The organism is Pseudomonas sp. SJZ131 (genome assembly GCF_007828705.1).
In the GTDB taxonomy this organism is placed as follows: Bacteria; Pseudomonadota; Gammaproteobacteria; order Pseudomonadales; family Pseudomonadaceae; genus Aquipseudomonas; species Aquipseudomonas prosekii.
Genome location: NZ_VIVC01000006.1, coordinates 408,139 through 424,043, shown reverse-complemented (window position 1 = coordinate 424,043; position 15,905 = coordinate 408,139). Strand labels below are relative to the sequence as shown.

18 protein-coding genes are annotated in these 15,905 nt (G+C 60.4%); 8 read left to right on the top strand and 10 right to left on the bottom strand.

The genetic code is table 11. From position 1 onward, the window contains the following. Positions 1–36: 36 nt before the first annotated feature. Positions 37–828, bottom strand: coding sequence for a dienelactone hydrolase family protein (locus tag FBY12_RS25230; protein ID WP_145256957.1), 792 nt, complete (start codon positions 826–828; stop codon positions 37–39). 146 nt (positions 829–974) lie between these two features. On the opposite strand from FBY12_RS25230, the gene FBY12_RS25225 reads away from it, so the two are divergent. The 3 genes from FBY12_RS25225 (at position 975) to FBY12_RS25215 (ending at position 3,717) form a co-directional block, all read left to right on the top strand. Next, positions 975–1,577: an outer membrane beta-barrel protein gene (locus tag FBY12_RS25225; RefSeq protein WP_145256954.1), complete on the top strand. Its 603-nt coding sequence runs from the start codon at positions 975–977 to the stop codon at positions 1,575–1,577. Between the two features lie 119 nt (positions 1,578–1,696). Further along, positions 1,697–2,374, top strand: a complete 678-nt coding sequence (locus tag FBY12_RS25220) for a response regulator (RefSeq protein ID WP_145256950.1) — start codon at positions 1,697–1,699, stop codon at positions 2,372–2,374. Continuing rightward, positions 2,371–3,717: an ATP-binding protein gene (locus FBY12_RS25215; RefSeq protein ID WP_145256947.1), complete on the top strand. Its 1,347-nt coding sequence runs from the start codon at positions 2,371–2,373 to the stop codon at positions 3,715–3,717. Before FBY12_RS25220 ends, FBY12_RS25215 begins: the two co-directional genes overlap by 4 nt. Positions 3,718–3,876: 159 nt before the next feature. Here FBY12_RS25215 and FBY12_RS25210 read toward each other — a convergent pair whose 3' ends face one another. Beyond that, positions 3,877–4,875: an AraC family transcriptional regulator gene (locus FBY12_RS25210; protein WP_145256944.1), complete on the bottom strand. Its 999-nt coding sequence runs from the start codon at positions 4,873–4,875 to the stop codon at positions 3,877–3,879. Positions 4,876–5,214: 339 nt separating this feature from the next. Between FBY12_RS25210 and FBY12_RS25205 the strand changes: the two genes are divergently transcribed. Together FBY12_RS25205 and FBY12_RS25200 are read left to right on the top strand one after the other, a co-directional pair. After that, a complete protein-coding gene (locus FBY12_RS25205; RefSeq protein WP_121731395.1) occupies positions 5,215–6,549 on the top strand; it encodes a dicarboxylate/amino acid:cation symporter in 1,335 nt (444 codons plus the stop codon). Between the two features lie 179 nt (positions 6,550–6,728). Continuing rightward, positions 6,729–7,910: a CaiB/BaiF CoA-transferase family protein gene (locus FBY12_RS25200; RefSeq protein ID WP_145256941.1), complete on the top strand. Its 1,182-nt coding sequence runs from the start codon at positions 6,729–6,731 to the stop codon at positions 7,908–7,910. A gap of 119 nt (positions 7,911–8,029) precedes the next feature. Here FBY12_RS25200 and FBY12_RS25195 read toward each other — a convergent pair whose 3' ends face one another. Both FBY12_RS25195 and FBY12_RS25190 read right to left on the bottom strand, forming a co-directional pair. Further along, complete coding sequence (locus tag FBY12_RS25195; protein ID WP_092279126.1) at positions 8,030–8,524, bottom strand: SprT family zinc-dependent metalloprotease; 495 nt, start codon at positions 8,522–8,524, stop codon at positions 8,030–8,032. Positions 8,525–8,706: 182 nt separating this feature from the next. Further along, entirely contained in the window at positions 8,707–9,309 is a 603-nt protein-coding gene (locus tag FBY12_RS25190) for a Yip1 family protein (RefSeq protein ID WP_145256937.1), read from the bottom strand. A gap of 437 nt (positions 9,310–9,746) precedes the next feature. Between FBY12_RS25190 and ttcA the strand changes: the two genes are divergently transcribed. Both ttcA and FBY12_RS25180 read left to right on the top strand, forming a co-directional pair. Beyond that, positions 9,747–10,571 carry a tRNA 2-thiocytidine(32) synthetase TtcA gene (ttcA, locus tag FBY12_RS25185; protein ID WP_145256934.1) on the top strand — a complete coding sequence of 275 codons (825 nt, stop codon included), beginning with the start codon at positions 9,747–9,749 and terminating at the stop codon, positions 10,569–10,571. A 45-nt stretch (positions 10,572–10,616) separates the two neighbouring features. Further along, a complete protein-coding gene (locus FBY12_RS25180) occupies positions 10,617–11,291 on the top strand; it encodes a DNA-3-methyladenine glycosylase I (protein ID WP_092279130.1) in 675 nt (224 codons plus the stop codon). Between the two features lie 101 nt (positions 11,292–11,392). Here FBY12_RS25180 and FBY12_RS25175 read toward each other — a convergent pair whose 3' ends face one another. From FBY12_RS25175 to arsC, 3 genes are read right to left on the bottom strand one after another with little or no spacing between them, the layout of a single operon-like run. Beyond that, positions 11,393–11,818: a DUF2069 domain-containing protein gene (locus tag FBY12_RS25175; RefSeq protein ID WP_145256931.1), complete on the bottom strand. Its 426-nt coding sequence runs from the start codon at positions 11,816–11,818 to the stop codon at positions 11,393–11,395. Position 11,819: 1 nt separating this feature from the next. Beyond that, a complete protein-coding gene (wrbA, locus tag FBY12_RS25170) occupies positions 11,820–12,416 on the bottom strand; it encodes an NAD(P)H:quinone oxidoreductase (RefSeq protein WP_121731389.1) in 597 nt (198 codons plus the stop codon). Next, complete coding sequence (arsC, locus tag FBY12_RS25165; RefSeq protein ID WP_145256928.1) at positions 12,413–12,766, bottom strand: arsenate reductase (glutaredoxin); 354 nt, start codon at positions 12,764–12,766, stop codon at positions 12,413–12,415. The genes wrbA and arsC overlap by 4 nt, the downstream gene beginning before the upstream one ends. A gap of 114 nt (positions 12,767–12,880) precedes the next feature. On the opposite strand from arsC, the gene FBY12_RS25160 reads away from it, so the two are divergent. Beyond that, positions 12,881–13,348, top strand: coding sequence for a TlpA disulfide reductase family protein (locus tag FBY12_RS25160; protein ID WP_145256925.1), 468 nt, complete (start codon positions 12,881–12,883; stop codon positions 13,346–13,348). 539 nt (positions 13,349–13,887) lie between these two features. Here FBY12_RS25160 and FBY12_RS25155 read toward each other — a convergent pair. From FBY12_RS25155 to FBY12_RS25145, 3 genes are all read right to left on the bottom strand, one after another. Next, positions 13,888–14,292, bottom strand: coding sequence for an META domain-containing protein (locus FBY12_RS25155; RefSeq protein ID WP_092279140.1), 405 nt, complete (start codon positions 14,290–14,292; stop codon positions 13,888–13,890). Then, positions 14,292–14,726 (bottom strand): hypothetical protein, encoded by a 435-nt coding sequence (locus tag FBY12_RS25150; RefSeq protein WP_092279142.1) that lies wholly within the window; start codon positions 14,724–14,726, stop codon positions 14,292–14,294. The genes FBY12_RS25155 and FBY12_RS25150 overlap by 1 nt, the downstream gene beginning before the upstream one ends. Before the next feature lie 77 nt (positions 14,727–14,803). After that, entirely contained in the window at positions 14,804–15,793 is a 990-nt protein-coding gene (locus tag FBY12_RS25145; RefSeq protein ID WP_145256921.1) for a 2-hydroxyacid dehydrogenase, read from the bottom strand. Positions 15,794–15,905: the final 112 nt, after the last annotated feature.

Here is a 15,905-nt window from a genome sequence, read left to right as displayed (position 1 = left end):
AACGGGGGCAAGCCCCCTCGCCACAGGGTTCACTGATCAGCCAAAGATTTTCTTGAAGAACGCCTGCATGTCCGCCCACGAACGCTCGTCCGCCGCTTTGTTGTAGCCGATATCCGGCCCGCCATGCTCGCCATGCCCGAGCCGGTCGGCGTCAGGGTTGCTGAACCCGTGCTTGGCGTCCGCAAGGCTGACGAATTGATAATCGGCGCCAGCCTTGTCCATTTCCGACTTGAACGCGGCGACGTTATCCGGGGTGATCATGCTGTCTTTCGCGCCATGCTCGACGAGGATTTTCGCCTTCACGCTGCCCGGTGCCGCGGGCGTCTTGGTCGCTAGCGCGCCGTGGAAACTCACCACACCCTTGAGCGGCAGGCCCTGACGCGCCGCATTCAGCACCACCGCTCCGCCGAAGCAATAACCGATCGCCGCGAGATTCTGCGGATCGGTCTGCGGTTGTTTCTTCAGCAGATCGAGCCCGGCCTGAAAGCGTGCGCTCGCCACCGCGCTGTCCTTCAGCGCCTCTTGCATGAACGCCATCGCGTCCTTCGGGTGTTCGGTGTTCTTGCCGCCGCCGTACATGTCGATGGCCAGCGCGCTGTAACCGAGACCGGCGAGATCGCGGGCGCGGCGCTTGGCGTAATCGTTGAGACCCCAGAACTCATGCACCACCACCACGCCGGGGCGCGGGCCTTTGATCGCGTCGTCATAGGCGTAATAACCAATCATCTGCGTGCCGTCGCTGCTCTGGTAAGGCATTTCCTGGGTCTTGATCGCAGCGTTGGCCAGCGTGCTGGCGGCTAGTAATACGAGGGCGAGAAACAGGCGCATGGTCGGGTCTCCTGAAAAGAAAGTGGTCAAATCAGCCTAGTCGATTTGATTCAGCTCAGGTTCAGAGAGCGTTCAGGGGCAGTTCAGGGGCCGGTGAGTAACCTTGCCCCGTACCCAAAAAACGCCAGTGCATAAGGAAACTTCCTATGACTTCTCTGAAAAAACTGCTGTTGGCTTTCACCGTGTTGAGCGCCAGTGCTGCGGCGCACGCGACCGACGATACGTTCGCCGGCCTGACGCTGGGGCAAACCAGCGACAAGGTGAAAAAATCCCACGCGCTCAACGACAACCTCGATCACCCGAACGCCGACGGCGTCATCGGCAAAGACACCACGTGGGGTGTGCGTCTGGGCCAGCAAAACAACCAGGGCCGCTACTACGCCACTTACGACAACGTGTCCGGCTCGCACAATGGCATTAAACTGCGCCAGGAAAACCTGCTCGGCAGCTACGATCTGTTCTACCCGGTGGGCGGCAGCACTAAATTGTTCGGCGGCGCCACGGCCGGTTTCACCAAGCTGACTCAGGAATCCCCAGGCTTCAGCCGCGACAGCGACATCGGTTACGCCCTCGGCGGCCAGGTCGGCGTGTTGCAGCAAGTTTCGCAAAACACCTCGGTCGAGCTGGGTTACCGTTACCTGCGCAGCAATGCCAGCACCGAAATGAGCGAACGCGGTGGCAGCAAACAAGGCTCGCTGGCACTTAACAGCAGCGCCCAGACCTACCTGTCCGCCAACTACGCTTTTTAAAAGCAGTTCGCGACAGACCTGCGCCGGGTCACCCAAAAAGGGTGATCCGGCGTTGCCATGTTGACCATTGAGGCATCTGCGCGTGCCTCTGGAGATGTTGTTTTGCCCGGGAGAGCGATATGAAATTGCTGGTCGTCGAAGATGAAGCGCTGCTGCGCCATCACCTGCAAACCCGCCTGACGGACAGCGGCCACGTGGTCGAATCCGTGGCCAACGCCGAAGAGGCGCTGTACCAGACCGAGCAATTCAACCATGACCTGGCGGTGATCGACCTCGGCCTGCCGGGCATGGGCGGCCTCGACCTGATCCGCCAATTGCGCTCGAGCGGCAAGACCTTCCCGATCCTGATCCTCACCGCGCGCGGCAACTGGCAGGATAAGGTTGAAGGCCTCGCCGCCGGCGCCGACGACTACGTGGTCAAGCCGTTCCAGTTCGAAGAACTCGACGCGCGGCTGAATGCGCTGCTGCGCCGTTCCAGCGGTTTCACCCAGTCGACGGTCACCGCCGGGCCGCTGCTGCTCGACCTCAACCGCAAGCAGGCGACCCTCGATGAACAGCCGCTGGCGCTGACCGCCTACGAGTACCGGATTCTCGAATACCTGATGCGCCATCACCAGCAAGTGGTGGCCAAGGATCGTTTGATGGAACAGCTCTACCCGGATGACGACGAGCGCGATCCGAATGTCATCGAAGTGTTGGTCGGGCGCTTGCGGCGCAAACTCGAAGGCCCGGCCGGGTTCAAGCCGATCGATACCGTGCGCGGCCTCGGCTACCTGTTCAACGAGCGCTGCACTTGATTCGCTCGCTCCGCGTTCGCCTGATGCTCGCCGCCACGCTGTTGGCGGTGTTGTTCATGCTCGCGTTGCTGCCGGCGATGCAAGGCGCGTTCAGCCTCGCGTTGCAGGATTCGATCGAGCAACGCCTGGCCTCGGACGTGACCACGCTGATTTCCGCCGCGCGGGTCGAAGACAATCGCTTGCAGATGCCGGCGCAGTTGCCGGATGAGCGCTACAACCTCACCGACAGCCGTTTGCTCGGCTACATCTATGACCGCGAAGGACGGCTGGTCTGGCGCTCGAAAGGCACCCGCGAAGAGAACATCAACTACAAACCGCGTTACGACGGACGCGGTAACGAATTCGCCAGAATCAAGGAAACCGACGGCCAGGAATTTTTCGTTTATGACGTCGAGGTCAAACTGCTCGGCGGCAAAAGCGCGGCATTCAGCATCGTCGCGCTGCAACCGGTGCGCGAATACGAAATCACCCTCGAAGGCCTGCGCGAAAACCTCTACCTCGGTTTCGGCGCGGCGTTGCTGGTGTTGCTGGCGCTGCTGTGGATTGGCCTGACCTGGGGTCTGAAAGCCCTGCGCCGCTTGAGCCAGGAACTCGATGAAATCGAAAGCGGCGACCGCCAAAGCCTCACCGAGCAACACCCGCGCGAACTGCTGCGCCTGACCGGCTCGCTGAACCGCTTGCTGCACAGCGAACGCGAGCAACGCAGCCGTTACCGCGATTCGCTTGACGACCTTGCGCACAGTTTGAAAACCCCGCTGACCGTGTTGCAAGGCGTCAGCGAAGACATGGCGCAGCGCCCCGAAAATCGCGATCAGGCGTGGGTGCTGCAATCGCAGATCGAGCGCATGAGCCAGCAGATCGGCTATCAATTGCAGCGCGCCAGCCTGCGCAAAAGCGGCCTGGTGCGCCATCAGGTGCGCCTGCGCCCAGTGCTGCAAAGCCTCTGCGACACGCTGGACAAGGTCTATCGCGACAAACGCGTGCGCGTCGCTTTCGATTTGCCGGAGCACTGTTACGTGCCGATCGAGCAGGGCGCGTTGCTGGAAATGCTCGGCAATCTGCTGGAAAACGCCTATCGGCTGTGTTTGAGCGAAGTGCGCGTCAGCGTTCGCGACACCCAGAGCGGCATTGAGCTGTGCGTCGAGGACGACGGGCCGGGCGTGCCGCCAGACCAGCGCGCGCGGATTCTGCAAAGGGGCGAACGGCTGGATCGCCAGCATCCGGGGCAGGGGATTGGTTTGGCGGTGGTCAAGGACATCATCGAAAGCTACAGCGCCAAATTGACCCTGGGCGACTCGGCGCTGGGTGGCGCGGCGTTTCGGATTCATTTCCCGGCGCTTTGATCTGAACCTGAGGTGTGCCGGCGAACGGCATCGCGAGCAAGCTCGCTCCCAGTGGGGACTGTGGTGAACACACTGTGGGTGAACGCCGCGAACCAAATGTGGGAGCCAGCTTGCTCGCGATGAGGCCGGAGAAAACACTCGAAAATCTGATGCCGAGATTCAGTTTTCCTGCGCGCGATAAGCCCCTGGTGTCAGCCCGGTCCATTTCTTGAACGCCCGATGAAACGCCGACGGCTCGGAAAATCCCAGCTGTTCGGCGATCTGTTGCAACGACAGGTCGGCGCGCCCGAGGTGATAAATCGCAATGTCGCGGCGTAACTGATCCTTCAATTCCTGAAAACTGCTGCCTTCTTCACGCAAATGCCGACGCAGGGTTTGCGGGCTGATGTGCAGGTGCGCGGCCACTGCTTCCAAGTCCGGCCAACGGGAACTGTCGCGGCTGAGCAAACGACGCAACTGGCTGCTCAAACTGTCGCCGTCATCGGGGCGCGACAGCAGGTCGGCGGGGGAGCGTTCGAGAAAATGCTTGAGCGTGCGTTCGTCCTGCAACAACGGCATCGCCAGATAACGGCTGTGAAACAGCAGACTGCTCTGCGGCTTCGAGAACTCCAGCGCACAAGGAAACAGCAAATCGTATTCGGCGCCGTGCTCGGGCCGCGCATAGCTGAACGTCGCTTGCTCCAGCCGAATCCGTTGGCCGATCAGCCAACTGCCGAGGCGATGCCAGATCACCAGCAGGCATTCCGTCAGAAAATGATCCGGGTCCCACAGCTGCGCATCGTCGAGGCTCAGGCGAATCATTTCGTCCTCGCGGCTCAGGGTCAGACGCGGAGCGTCGGGGAATAGGCTATAAAACAATAAGCCGCGATGCAGCGCCTTATCCAGATTGCGACAGTGGATCAGCGCGTGGCACATCATCGCGAAACTGCCGGGTTTGCTCGGCGCCGGGCCGAAACCCAGGTATTCGTCGTCGAGCGCCAGCCACAGGCTCTGGATCAACCGCGTGAATTGTTCCGGGGCGATCCGCGCACGCGGCTCGTCGAGCAATTCAGGGCTGATCCCCAGTTGTAACAAGAGCGCGGAATAATCCAGGCCACGACGGCGCGCACCGCCAAGGGCGGCGCGGGCGAAATGACTGGCGATTGTGCGTTCACGCATGGCTGGCAGGTCCGTCCGATAAGCCGCGAATGTTAGCCGCACGGCTCGGCGCTGAACAAGGCGGATATCCGCCATATTGTAGGACGAGGTTGGGTGATCAGGCGGGAATCCGCCACATTGCGCTGCCCGTTTGCAGCGCGGCAAAAACCTGCAGCCCTTGATGTCAAAAGGCTAACGGGGATTCAGGTGAAGGTGGCACGGGCTTTGCGATACAAGCGGTAGATGCCTGCCGCTGCGCAGCTCGACAAAACAAATCCCTCCAGTGCAGGAGGGTTCGCAATTGAAGTGTCTTGGGCAACAGATGGATGTTGTCATCGGGCACTCTTGAGGAACTTTGCAATGACGACTCGTCAGCCACTGTACAAATCCCTGTATTTCCAGGTGATCGTTGCCATCATCATCGGCATTCTGATCGGTCACTTCTATCCGCAGACCGGTGTGGCCCTCAAGCCATTGGGTGACGGGTTCATCAAGCTGATCAAAATGATCATCGCGCCGATTATCTTCTGCACCGTCGTCAGCGGTATCGCTGGCATGCAGAGCATGAAATCGGTCGGCAAAACCGGCGGCTACGCGCTGCTGTATTTCGAAATCGTTTCGACCATCGCCCTGCTGGTCGGCCTGATTGTGGTCAACATCGTGCAGCCGGGTGCCGGCATGCACATTGACGTGACCACCCTGGATGCCTCCAAAGTCGCGCAGTACGTAGCGGCCGGTGCTGATCAAAGCGTCGTTGGCTTCCTGCTCAACGTGATCCCGAACACCATCGTCGGCGCGTTCGCCACTGGCGACATCCTGCAAGTGCTGATGTTCTCGGTGATCTTCGGTTTCGCCCTGCATCGCCTCGGTTCGTTCGGTCGGCCGTTGCTGGACCTGATCGATCGCTTCGCCCACGTGATGTTCAACATCATCAACATGATCATGAAACTCGCGCCGATCGGTGCCTTCGGTGCCATGGCGTTCACCATCGGTGCCTACGGTGTCGGTTCGCTGGTGCAACTGGGTCAGTTGATGGCGTGCTTCTACATCACTTGCGTGCTGTTCATCCTGATCGTGCTGGGCGGTATCGCTCGCGCTCACGGCTTCAGCGTGCTGAAAGTGATTCGCTACATCCGTGAAGAACTGCTGATCGTGTTGGGTACTTCTTCTTCGGAATCGGTACTGCCGCGCATGCTGATCAAAATGGAGCGTCTGGGCGCACAGAAATCCGTGGTTGGCCTGGTCATCCCGACCGGTTACTCGTTCAACCTCGACGGCACCGCGATCTACCTGACCATGGCCGCAGTGTTCATTGCCCAGGCAACTGACACGCACATGGACATCACGCACCAGATCACCCTGTTGGTGGTGTTGCTGCTGTCCTCCAAAGGCGCGGCTGGCGTGACCGGTTCGGGCTTCATCGTCCTCGCCGCCACCCTGTCGGCAGTGGGCCACTTGCCGGTGGCCGGTCTGGCGCTGATCCTCGGCATCGACCGCTTCATGTCCGAAGCCCGCGCGCTGACCAACCTGGTCGGTAACGCCGTAGCGACGCTGGTGGTGGCCAAGTGGGTCAAGGAACTCGACGTCGACACCATGAATGCCGAGCTGGCTTCGGGTGGTCGTGGGATCTCCGACGAGCGCGTTGAAGACGACCTGGGCGTGGCTGAAGGCCCAACCCCAAGCAACGTCAAGTAATCTCAGCTGCACCTGATCTAACCTGAGCTGCATTGAAAAACCCGCTTCGGCGGGTTTTTTCATGCCTGCGATTTGAGCGTAACGGTCACAGTTGCTGACACATCAAGTGATTGCCGCAATGCGATTGCCTGCCTAGGCTCAAGCCATTGCATACAAGCCTTCGCAAACGGGGAACATTCATGCTCGGTCCACTGGCATCACTCAAGGTTCTGGATTTCTCGACACTGCTGCCGGGGCCGTTCGCCTCTTTGTTGCTGGCGGACATGGGCGCCGAAGTGCTGCGCATCGAATCGCCGACCCGCGCCGACCTGCTGCGCGTGTTGCCGCCGCACGATCAAGGTGTGTCGGCCAGCCACGCCTACCTCAACCGCAACAAGCGCAGCCTGGCGCTGGACCTCAAGCAACCGCAAGCGCTGGAACTGATCAAGCAATTGCTGCAGGACCACGACATTTTGCTGGAACAGTTTCGACCCGGCGTGATGGAGCGGCTGGGCCTGGGTTATGCAGCGCTGAAGGCGATCAACCCGAAGCTGATTTACGTATCGATCAGCGGCTACGGCCAGACCGGCCCGTACAAGGATCGCGCCGGTCACGACATCAACTATCTGGCGCTGGCGGGATTGTCGAGCTACACCGGCCGCGCCGACAGCGGCCCACTGCCGTTGGGCATGCAAGTGGCGGACATTGCCGGTGGCTCGCTGCACGGCGTGATCGGCCTGCTCGCGGCAGTGATCGCGCGCCAGCACAGCGGGCAGGGGCAACATCTGGACGTGAGCATGACCGACTGCGCGTTCAGCCTCAACGCCATGGCTGGCGCCGGTTACCTGGCTTGCGGCGTCGAGCCCGGGTGCGAAGAGCAGATGCTCAATGGCGGCAGCTTCTACGACTATTACCGCTCGCGCGATGGCCGCTGGATGTCGGTGGGCAGCCTCGAACCTGCGTTCATGCAGCAATTGTGTTCGGCGCTGGGCCGCCCGGAGCTGGCGGCCCAGGGTTTATCGACTAAACCGGAGCAGCAACAGGCGTTGAAAAATGAGCTGAAAATGGAATTCGAGAAGCATGACTTTGCCGAGTTGTGTGCGTTGTTCGGCGCGGTGGATGCGTGCGTCGAACCGGTGTTGAGCGTCGGCGAAGCGCTGCAGCATCCGCAGTTGCAGGCGCGGGCACTGGTGACGCAAGTGCCGCGCGCGGATGGCTCGACGCAGGCGCAGATGGCGTGTCCGCTGAAATTTTCCGAAGGCTTGCCGGCACCGCGATTTGTCGGCGCAGCGCTGGGCGAGCATACGGATCAGGTGTTGGCGGAGTTGGGATTGAGTGCGCAGCGGATTGAGCAATTGCGGCGTGCCAAGGTGATCGTGTAGCGCCTGCCAAGACGCTATCGCGAGCAAGCTCGCTCCCACATAGGGCCGTGTCGCGCCGAATATCCCCTGTGGGAGCGAGCTTGCTCGCGATCAGGCCGGCAGGCACACAAAAATCTGACTTACTCGACGCGCATCTCGCCGCTGAACACCAATGTGCTGCGGCAGCGCCGGCACAGATACCGCCGACCCTGGCGCACCAGGCTATGGCGCTGCGCTGAGAACGGGAAATCGCTGTCGGCGCACGGGCACTTGTAGATGTAGCGCGTCACGCTGCGGCGTTTCACGTCATAGGTGTGGCAACGGTTCGGCGGCAGTTCGTAAACGCCGCGCATGATCAGTTGCCATTCTTCGCCATGCGGCTGAATGCGATCGCCAAACAATTGATGCGCGATCAGGTGCGCGACCTCGTGGGCCACGGTTTGCTTGAGGAAATCTTCGCTGTTTTCCCGGTACAACTGCGGATTGAAACGTAGCAGGTTCTCGTGCAAATGCGCGACACCGGCCTTTTGCCCGCGCAGCTTGAGGCTCACCACGGGGCGTTTGAAAGTTCGTTTGAAAAAGGATTCGGCTTGTTGGTAACAGTCTTCGACGCGGGTATTGAGTTGCTCGGGCATGCTTGATGGGTCTCCAGAGACGTCGAGTATGCCGCAACCCTCGGGGCTTGCGAATCGGTCAGGCGCCGAATGGTCGTTGTCCCGGATGTTTTGCGCCAGCCATTAAAAGGCCGCCCGGTGGCGGCCTGTGTTGGCAGATCTTGTTCTGTTGGTCCAGTGCCGTGGCCATTCCTGGCTGATGGCTAATTGGTATAGACCGGCCCCACGCCGAGTCCCCAGACGATCACGGTAAACGCCATGATGGCCACCAGCACCACCAGGCCGACGGCGAGCACTGAACTGGAAAACAGAAAACCCTCGTCCGATGGAATGTTCATGAATGTCGGCAACCCCACGTATAGCAGGTACACCGTGTAGCAAATGGCAGCCGTGCCGACGACCATTCCCAGCCACATATGCGGATACAACGCCGCCAATCCGCCGATGAACAGCGGTGTCGCCGTGTAAGTGGCGAAGGCAACGCAACGCGCCAGGCTCGGATTGGCGTCATACGTGCGGGCCATCCAGTGCACAAATGCGCCCATGACCGCCACGCCGCCGAGCATCGCCAGGTACGACATGATCGTCATCCACAGCGCGCTTTCCTGAGTCAGCATCACTGGCGGACGGTTGCCGATGACCCAGCCGACCTGCGTGGTGCCGATAAACGCCGAGACGGCGGGGATCGCTGCCAGGATCAGCGTGTGGGTGAGGTACATGTGGCTGATGCTTTCCTCGTGGTCGCCACGGATTTCTTTCCATTCCTGGTCGGGGTGGGTGAAGAGCCCCACTACGTGATGGATCATGCCAGTCACTCCTCTTGTTATTACCATCGCCCCCCAGCGGAGCGCCTACGGGCCAAAGTGGCCAAGTAAGGAAAGGTCTGAATACGTGTGCGACCTTATGTCGCAGTATAGAAAGGTCTGCACGGCACGGGTTGCGGGGCTTTAGAGCAAATCGCGCTGTAAAGATCGCTGTTAATCGCCGGCAGGTCTGTGCATTGCACCGCAAACCTGTAGCAGCTGGCGAAGCCTGCGTTCGGCGACGAAGTCGTCGCTGATTCGGTACACGCGATACGCCTGATACACCGAGGCGGCTGGTTTTACGACGACTGCGTCGCCGAACGCAGGCTTCGCCAGCTGCTACAGGGGGAGTGGAGGGCTGAGGGAATCGGCGGCCCTTCGCCCATGCGGGATTTTTGCGTAAAATGCCGGCCTTTCGTCACACCTCACGGATTCGTTGCATGGGCACTCTCACGGTCAACCAGAACAAATTGCAAAAGCGCCTTCGCCGCCAGGCCGGTGAGGCTGTTGCCGATTTCAACATGATTGAAGACGGCGACAAGGTCATGGTCTGCCTGTCCGGTGGCAAGGACAGTTACACCATGCTCGACGTGCTGCTGCACTTGCAGAAGGTCGCGCCGATCATGTTCGATATCGTCGCCGTGAACATGGACCAGAAGCAGCCAGGTTTCCCCGAGCACGTGCTGCCGGCGTATCTGCAAGAACTGGGCGTGGAATATCACATCGTCGAGAAAGACACGTACTCGGTGGTCAAGGAATTGATCCCGGAAGGCAAAACCACGTGTTCGCTGTGTTCACGCCTGCGTCGCGGCACGCTGTACACCTTCGCCGACGAAATCGGCGCAACCAAAATGGCCCTCGGTCACCATCGCGACGACATCGTCGAAACTTTTTTCCTCAATATGTTTTTCAACGGTTCGCTCAAAGCCATGCCGCCGAAACTGCGCGCCGACGATGGCCGCAACGTGGTGATCCGGCCGCTGGCTTACTGCAACGAAAAAGACATCCAGGCCTACTCGGACTTCAAGCAATTCCCGATCATCCCGTGCAACCTCTGCGGCTCGCAGGAAAACCTGCAGCGCCAGGTGGTCAAGGACATGTTGCAAGAATGGGAACGCAAGACCCCGGGCCGCGTCGAAAGCATATTCCGCAGTTTGCAGAATGTGCAGCCGTCGCAATTGGCGGACCGCAACCTGTTCGACTTCGCCAGTTTGAAGATCGACGAAAGCGCCGCGCCGCGCTTCGTCAACGTCGTCAACCTCTAAGCAGAACTGCTGCAGGTTTTATCTTTTCAATCCTCAGGAGAGGGCATGCGCGATTACAAGTGGCTACACGAGTACTGTCTGAACCGTTTTGGTTCAGCGGCTGAACTGGAAGCCCATCTGCCGGTACCCAAGACCCCGGCACAATTGCGCAAGATCAGCGACGACCGTTACCTCTCGACCATGGCGCTGCGCGTTTTCCGCGCCGGGCTCAAGCACAGCCTGGTGGACGCCAAGTGGCCGTCCTTCGAAGAAGTGTTTTTCAGGTTCGACCCGGAAAAGGTTGTGCTGATGAGCGCCGAACACCTCGAGCGCCTGATGCAGGACGCGCGGATCATCCGCCACTTGGGCAAGCTCAAAAGCGTGCCGCGCAATGCGCAGTTCATTCTCGATGTGACGCACGAAAAGGGCAGTTTCGGCGAACTGATCGCTGAGTGGCCGGTGACCGATATCGTCGGTTTGTGGACCTTCCTGAAAAAGCGCGGCCATCAACTCGGCGGGCTGTCGGCGCCGCGGTTTTTACGGATGGTCGGCAAGGACACGTTTGTGCCGAGCTACGACGTGGTCGCGGGACTGAATGCGCAGAAGATCGTCGACAAAGTGCCGACCAGCCAGCGTGATCTGGCGTTGGTGCAAGACGTGTTCAACCAGTGGCATGAACAGAGCGGCGGGCGGCCGATGAGCCAGATATCGATGATGCTGGCGTATACGGTCAATCACTAAGACCGAGTTGCCTGCATCGCGAGCAAGCTTCGCTCCCACATTGGATCTGTGTCGTTCACAAATCCCCTGTAGGAGCGAGGCTTGCCCGCGAAGGCGTCAGATCAGGCAACCGAGATCTCACCCTCGCCAGCAAGTTTGCGATTCAACTGAAACCGCCACCGCACGTACAGCAACGCCGAACAAAACACTGCCAGGCTCGCCGCCATTTCCAGCAGGCCGAACAACTGCCGGTTTGGGTCATACGCGGCCAATGCGCCTTTGATGAAATACAGATTCACCACAAAACACATCCACGAATGCCCACGCGTGCTGCCGCTGATCATCCCCGGCGCCAGCAACAGCAGCGGCACCAGCTCGATCAGCAGAATCACCCACGGTCGCGCGCCGTGCAGATCGGCGACCAGCAAGTAATAACCGCAGAGCAAACCCACCAAGGCAAAAAAGCACAGCAGGCTGATCACACGCATCGCCCGTACGCGCGGTTCGAGCCATGCAATCGACGGCAGAATTTTCGGCTTTTTGGCCATCTCAGCGCTCCAGTTTCTGCGCGGTTTTGGCCAGGCGCAGGCCCAGTGCCCGGCACAGCGACACTTCATGCTCGTTCAAACCGAGTTTGCCATCCGCGCCAGCGTGGTGACTGGCGCCATAGGGCGTGCCGCCACCACGGGTTTCCAGCAACGCCGACTCGCTGTAGGGCAGGCCGGTGATCAGCATGCCGTGGTGCAACAACGGCAACATCATCGACAGCAGGGTGGTTTCCTGGCCGCCGTGCAGGCTCGCGGTGGAGGTGAACACGCCGGCCGGTTTGCCGACGAGGGCGCCGGTCAGCCACAGGTTGCTGGTGCCGTCGAGAAAGTATTTCAGCGGCGCCGCCATGTTGCCGAAACGCGTCGGGCTGCCGAGGGCGAGGCCGGCGCAGTTTTTCAAATCGTCGAGGCTGGCGTACAACGCGCCTGCGTCCGGGATGTCCGGCGACACTGCTTCGCACTCGGTGGAAATCGCCGGCACCGTGCGCAGGCGCGCTTCCATGCCCGACTGCTCGACGCCACGGGCAATCTGCCGGGCCATTTCATTGGTCGAGCCGCTGCGGCTGTAATACAAAACCAGAATGTACGGCGCGCTCACGGCAGCAACTCCAGGACATTCTCCGGCGGACGGCCGATGACGGCTTTGTCGCCCACTTCAAGAATCGGTCGTTCCATGAGTTTCGGGTGCGCGGCGATGGCGGCAATCAATTGCGCCTCGGTCAGCGTCGCATCGGCCAGGTTGAGGGTTTTGTATTCGTCCTCACCGGTGCGCAGCAGTTCGCGTGCGGTGATCCCGAGCTTGTTCAGCAAGCCCTGCAATTGCGCGGCATCCAGCGGGGTTTCGAGGTAGCGGACCACGTTCGGGGTCAGGCCACGGGCTTCGAGCAGTTCCAGCGCACCGCGGGATTTCGAGCAGCGCGGGTTGTGATAGAGCGTCAGATCGGTCATGTGCGGGTCGCATCTTGCGTAAGGTGGCGGCTATTCTAACTGTGCAGCGCGCAATCCAGAACCTCGGGAGGCGATGGGTCGCAGGCGCATTCAATTTTCAACAAGGAAAACCACATGACCAGGCGATTGGCAGCGGTATTGGCGATCATCGGCGCGTTGATGCTGGGGGGCTGCGGTAACGACTACGGGATTGACCAGGACGGTCAGAAAGTCGCGTCCGGGCGACTCGATAAACAATGGCTGGTGGTCAATTACTGGGCCGAATGGTGCGGCCCGTGCCGTACCGAGATCCCGGAATTGAACACGTTGGCTGAAGAATTGAAGGGCAAGAAGATCGGCGTGTTCGGGGTTAATTTCGACAACGTGCAGGGCGAAGAGCTGAAGAGCGCCAGCGAAAAACTCGGGATCAGGTTCACCGTGCTGGCGCAGGACCCGGCGGAGATTTTTGATCTGCCACGCAGCGAAGCGCTGCCGGTGACGTACATCATCGACAACCAGGGCAAAGTGCGCGAACAGCTGATGGGCGAGCAGACAGCGGCGGGGGTGATGGCAAAACTTGAAGAGTTGAAAGCGACGAATTGAGCAGGACTGAAATGGGAGTTGATGCTTGGATCCAGCCCCTCACCCCAGCCCTCTCCCCACAGGGGAGAGGGGGAAAGGGAGCAGACCGCATGCTTTTCAAATCCTGAGTTTGACTTGGTTTTTTAGGTCGATGCAGCGCCGAGAGCAACTCGGTCAGCCCCCTCTACCCACAGGGGAAAGGGAGCAGACCGCATGCTTTTCAAATCCTGAGTTTGACTCGGTTTTTCAGGTCGATGCAGCGCCGAGAGCAACTCGGTCAGCCCCCTCTAACCACAGGGGAAAGGGAGCAGACCGCATGCTTTTCAGATCCTGAGTTCGACTCGGTGTTTCAGGTCGATGCAGCGCCAAGAGCAACTCAGTCAGTCCCCTCTACCCACAGGGGGAAGGGAGCTGACTGCATGCTTTTCAGATCCTGAGTTCGACTCGATGTTTCAGGTCGATGCAGCGCCAAGAGCAACTCGGTCAATCCCCTCTACCCTCTGGGGAGAGGGTTAGGGTGAGGGGTGGATCTGCCTGACGGAACACACTCGAACAGCCAATCAACCCTCTTCAAGCCACCAGCGCAGCGGCTTGCCTTCGGCGGGCCAGAAGCGCATCTGGTCGATCGGCGAGATGTCCCAGCGCTGCACGTTTTCCAACGCTTGCAGGAAGCGTTTTTCCTGCTCCATCAGCGCTGGAGCGCAGAGTTTGCGGGTGCTGCCGATTTTGCCGAAGCTCAGCTTGTCGCCGTCCTGCGTGTACGGCGCGAACCAATGGTTGCAGCCGCCGTTACCGTAGGCGCGACCGTCGTCACCCAGGGTAATGGTCAAGTGGCTGTAATCCATCAATGGCCGTTCGCCGATCCATTCCAGAATGTAGCTGCGGTTGTGTTGCAGTTGAACCGGTTCGGCGGCGCAGCCCATCAGGCTGGCGCCGACCATCGCCGCCAGAGCCAAACGTTTCATCACGCGGGCTCCTGACATTTCGGACACAGGTGTTTGTCGCCAACGGTGGACCAGCCCAACTCGGCAATCCGCGCGGTGGCGGCAGGCTTTTCGGCCTTGTTGCCAAGCTTGGCGTCGACCGCGAATTCGAAGCTCAGTTCTTTCGCACAGCTGTCGCAGTTGACCTTCCACGTATGGATCGCCAGTTCGCCGAACACCGGACCACTGGCCACCGCGACCCATTGGCCGGGCGGGTTGATCAAGTGGCGAACGGTTTCGACGGTCAGGCGCATGGACAAGTCCTTGGCACCTTTGAGGGTGACGACCAGCACGTCATTGTTGCGAATCGAGCCGCCATTGCCGGTGACTTGATAACGCCCCGGCACCAGGGCGCGGCATTCGGTCAGGGTGTGCTGCGGGTTCATCAGGTTGTAGCGGAAATCGTGTTCGACCATGGGTCCTCCAAATATGCGCGGTATGCTAGCACGGGCATCGGCGCAGCATGGCGCGGGCGTGTGACCTTCGATCAGGTTCAGCCCTCGACCAGATTCTGCGGCGTCCCGGCCGCCCACGCCGCGATGTTGTGCAAGGTCGTGGCGGCAATCGAGCCCAGCGCTTCGCGCGTGAGAAAGGCCTGATGCGCGGTGATGATCACATTGGGAAACGTCAGCAAGCGCGCCAGCACATCGTCTTGCAGCGGCAAGTCCGAGCGATCCTCGAAAAACAGTTGCGCCTCTTCTTCATACACGTCGAGTCCCAAATAACCGAGTTGACCGTCTTTCAGCGCGTCGATCAGCGCCGGTGTATCCACCAAACCGCCGCGCCCGGTATTGATCAGCATCGCCCCCGGTTGCAGGTGCGCCAGCGACTCGCGGTTGATCAAGTGTTTACTTTGCTCGTTGAGCGGGCAATGCAGGCTGATGATCTGCGACTCGGCCAGCAGCTCGGGCAGGCTCAGGTAACGTGCGCCGAGGGCTTCGACTTGCGGATTGGGGAAAGGATCGTAGGCCAGCAATTGGCAGCCAAAACCGTTCATGATTTTTGCGAACGTCGCGCCGATCTGCCCGGTGCCGACCACGCCGACGGTCTTGCCGAAAAGGTCAAAACCGGTCAGTCCATGCAGGCTGAAATCGCCTTCGCGGGTGCGATTGTAGGCGCGGTGCAAACGTCGATTGAGCGCGAGGATCAGCGCCACCGCATGTTCGGCCACCGCGTGCGGCGAGTAGGCCGGAACCCGCACAATCGCCAGCCCCAGGCGTTTCGCCGCCAGCAGATCGACATGGTTGTAACCCGCCGAGCGCAGGGCGATCAGGCGCGTGCCGCCGGCCGCCAAATGTTCAAGTACTGGCGCGCTGAGGTCGTCATTGATGAACGCGCACACCACTTCGTGATGTTCGGCCAGCGCCACTGTATCGAGGCTCAGGCGCGCCGGTTGAAACTGCAACGCAATGCCGGCGGGCAAGTCGGCGCCGAGAAAACTCTCGCGATCGTAAGTCTGGCTGCTGAAAAGAATAGTGCGCATGTCGTCCTCCTGGAAAAAACCACTGTAGCGGCCAAGTCGCGCCCTGTAGCAGCTGCCGAGCCTGCGAGGCTGCGTTCGGCGGCGCAGCCGTCGTCAAATCAGCCGCCGCGGT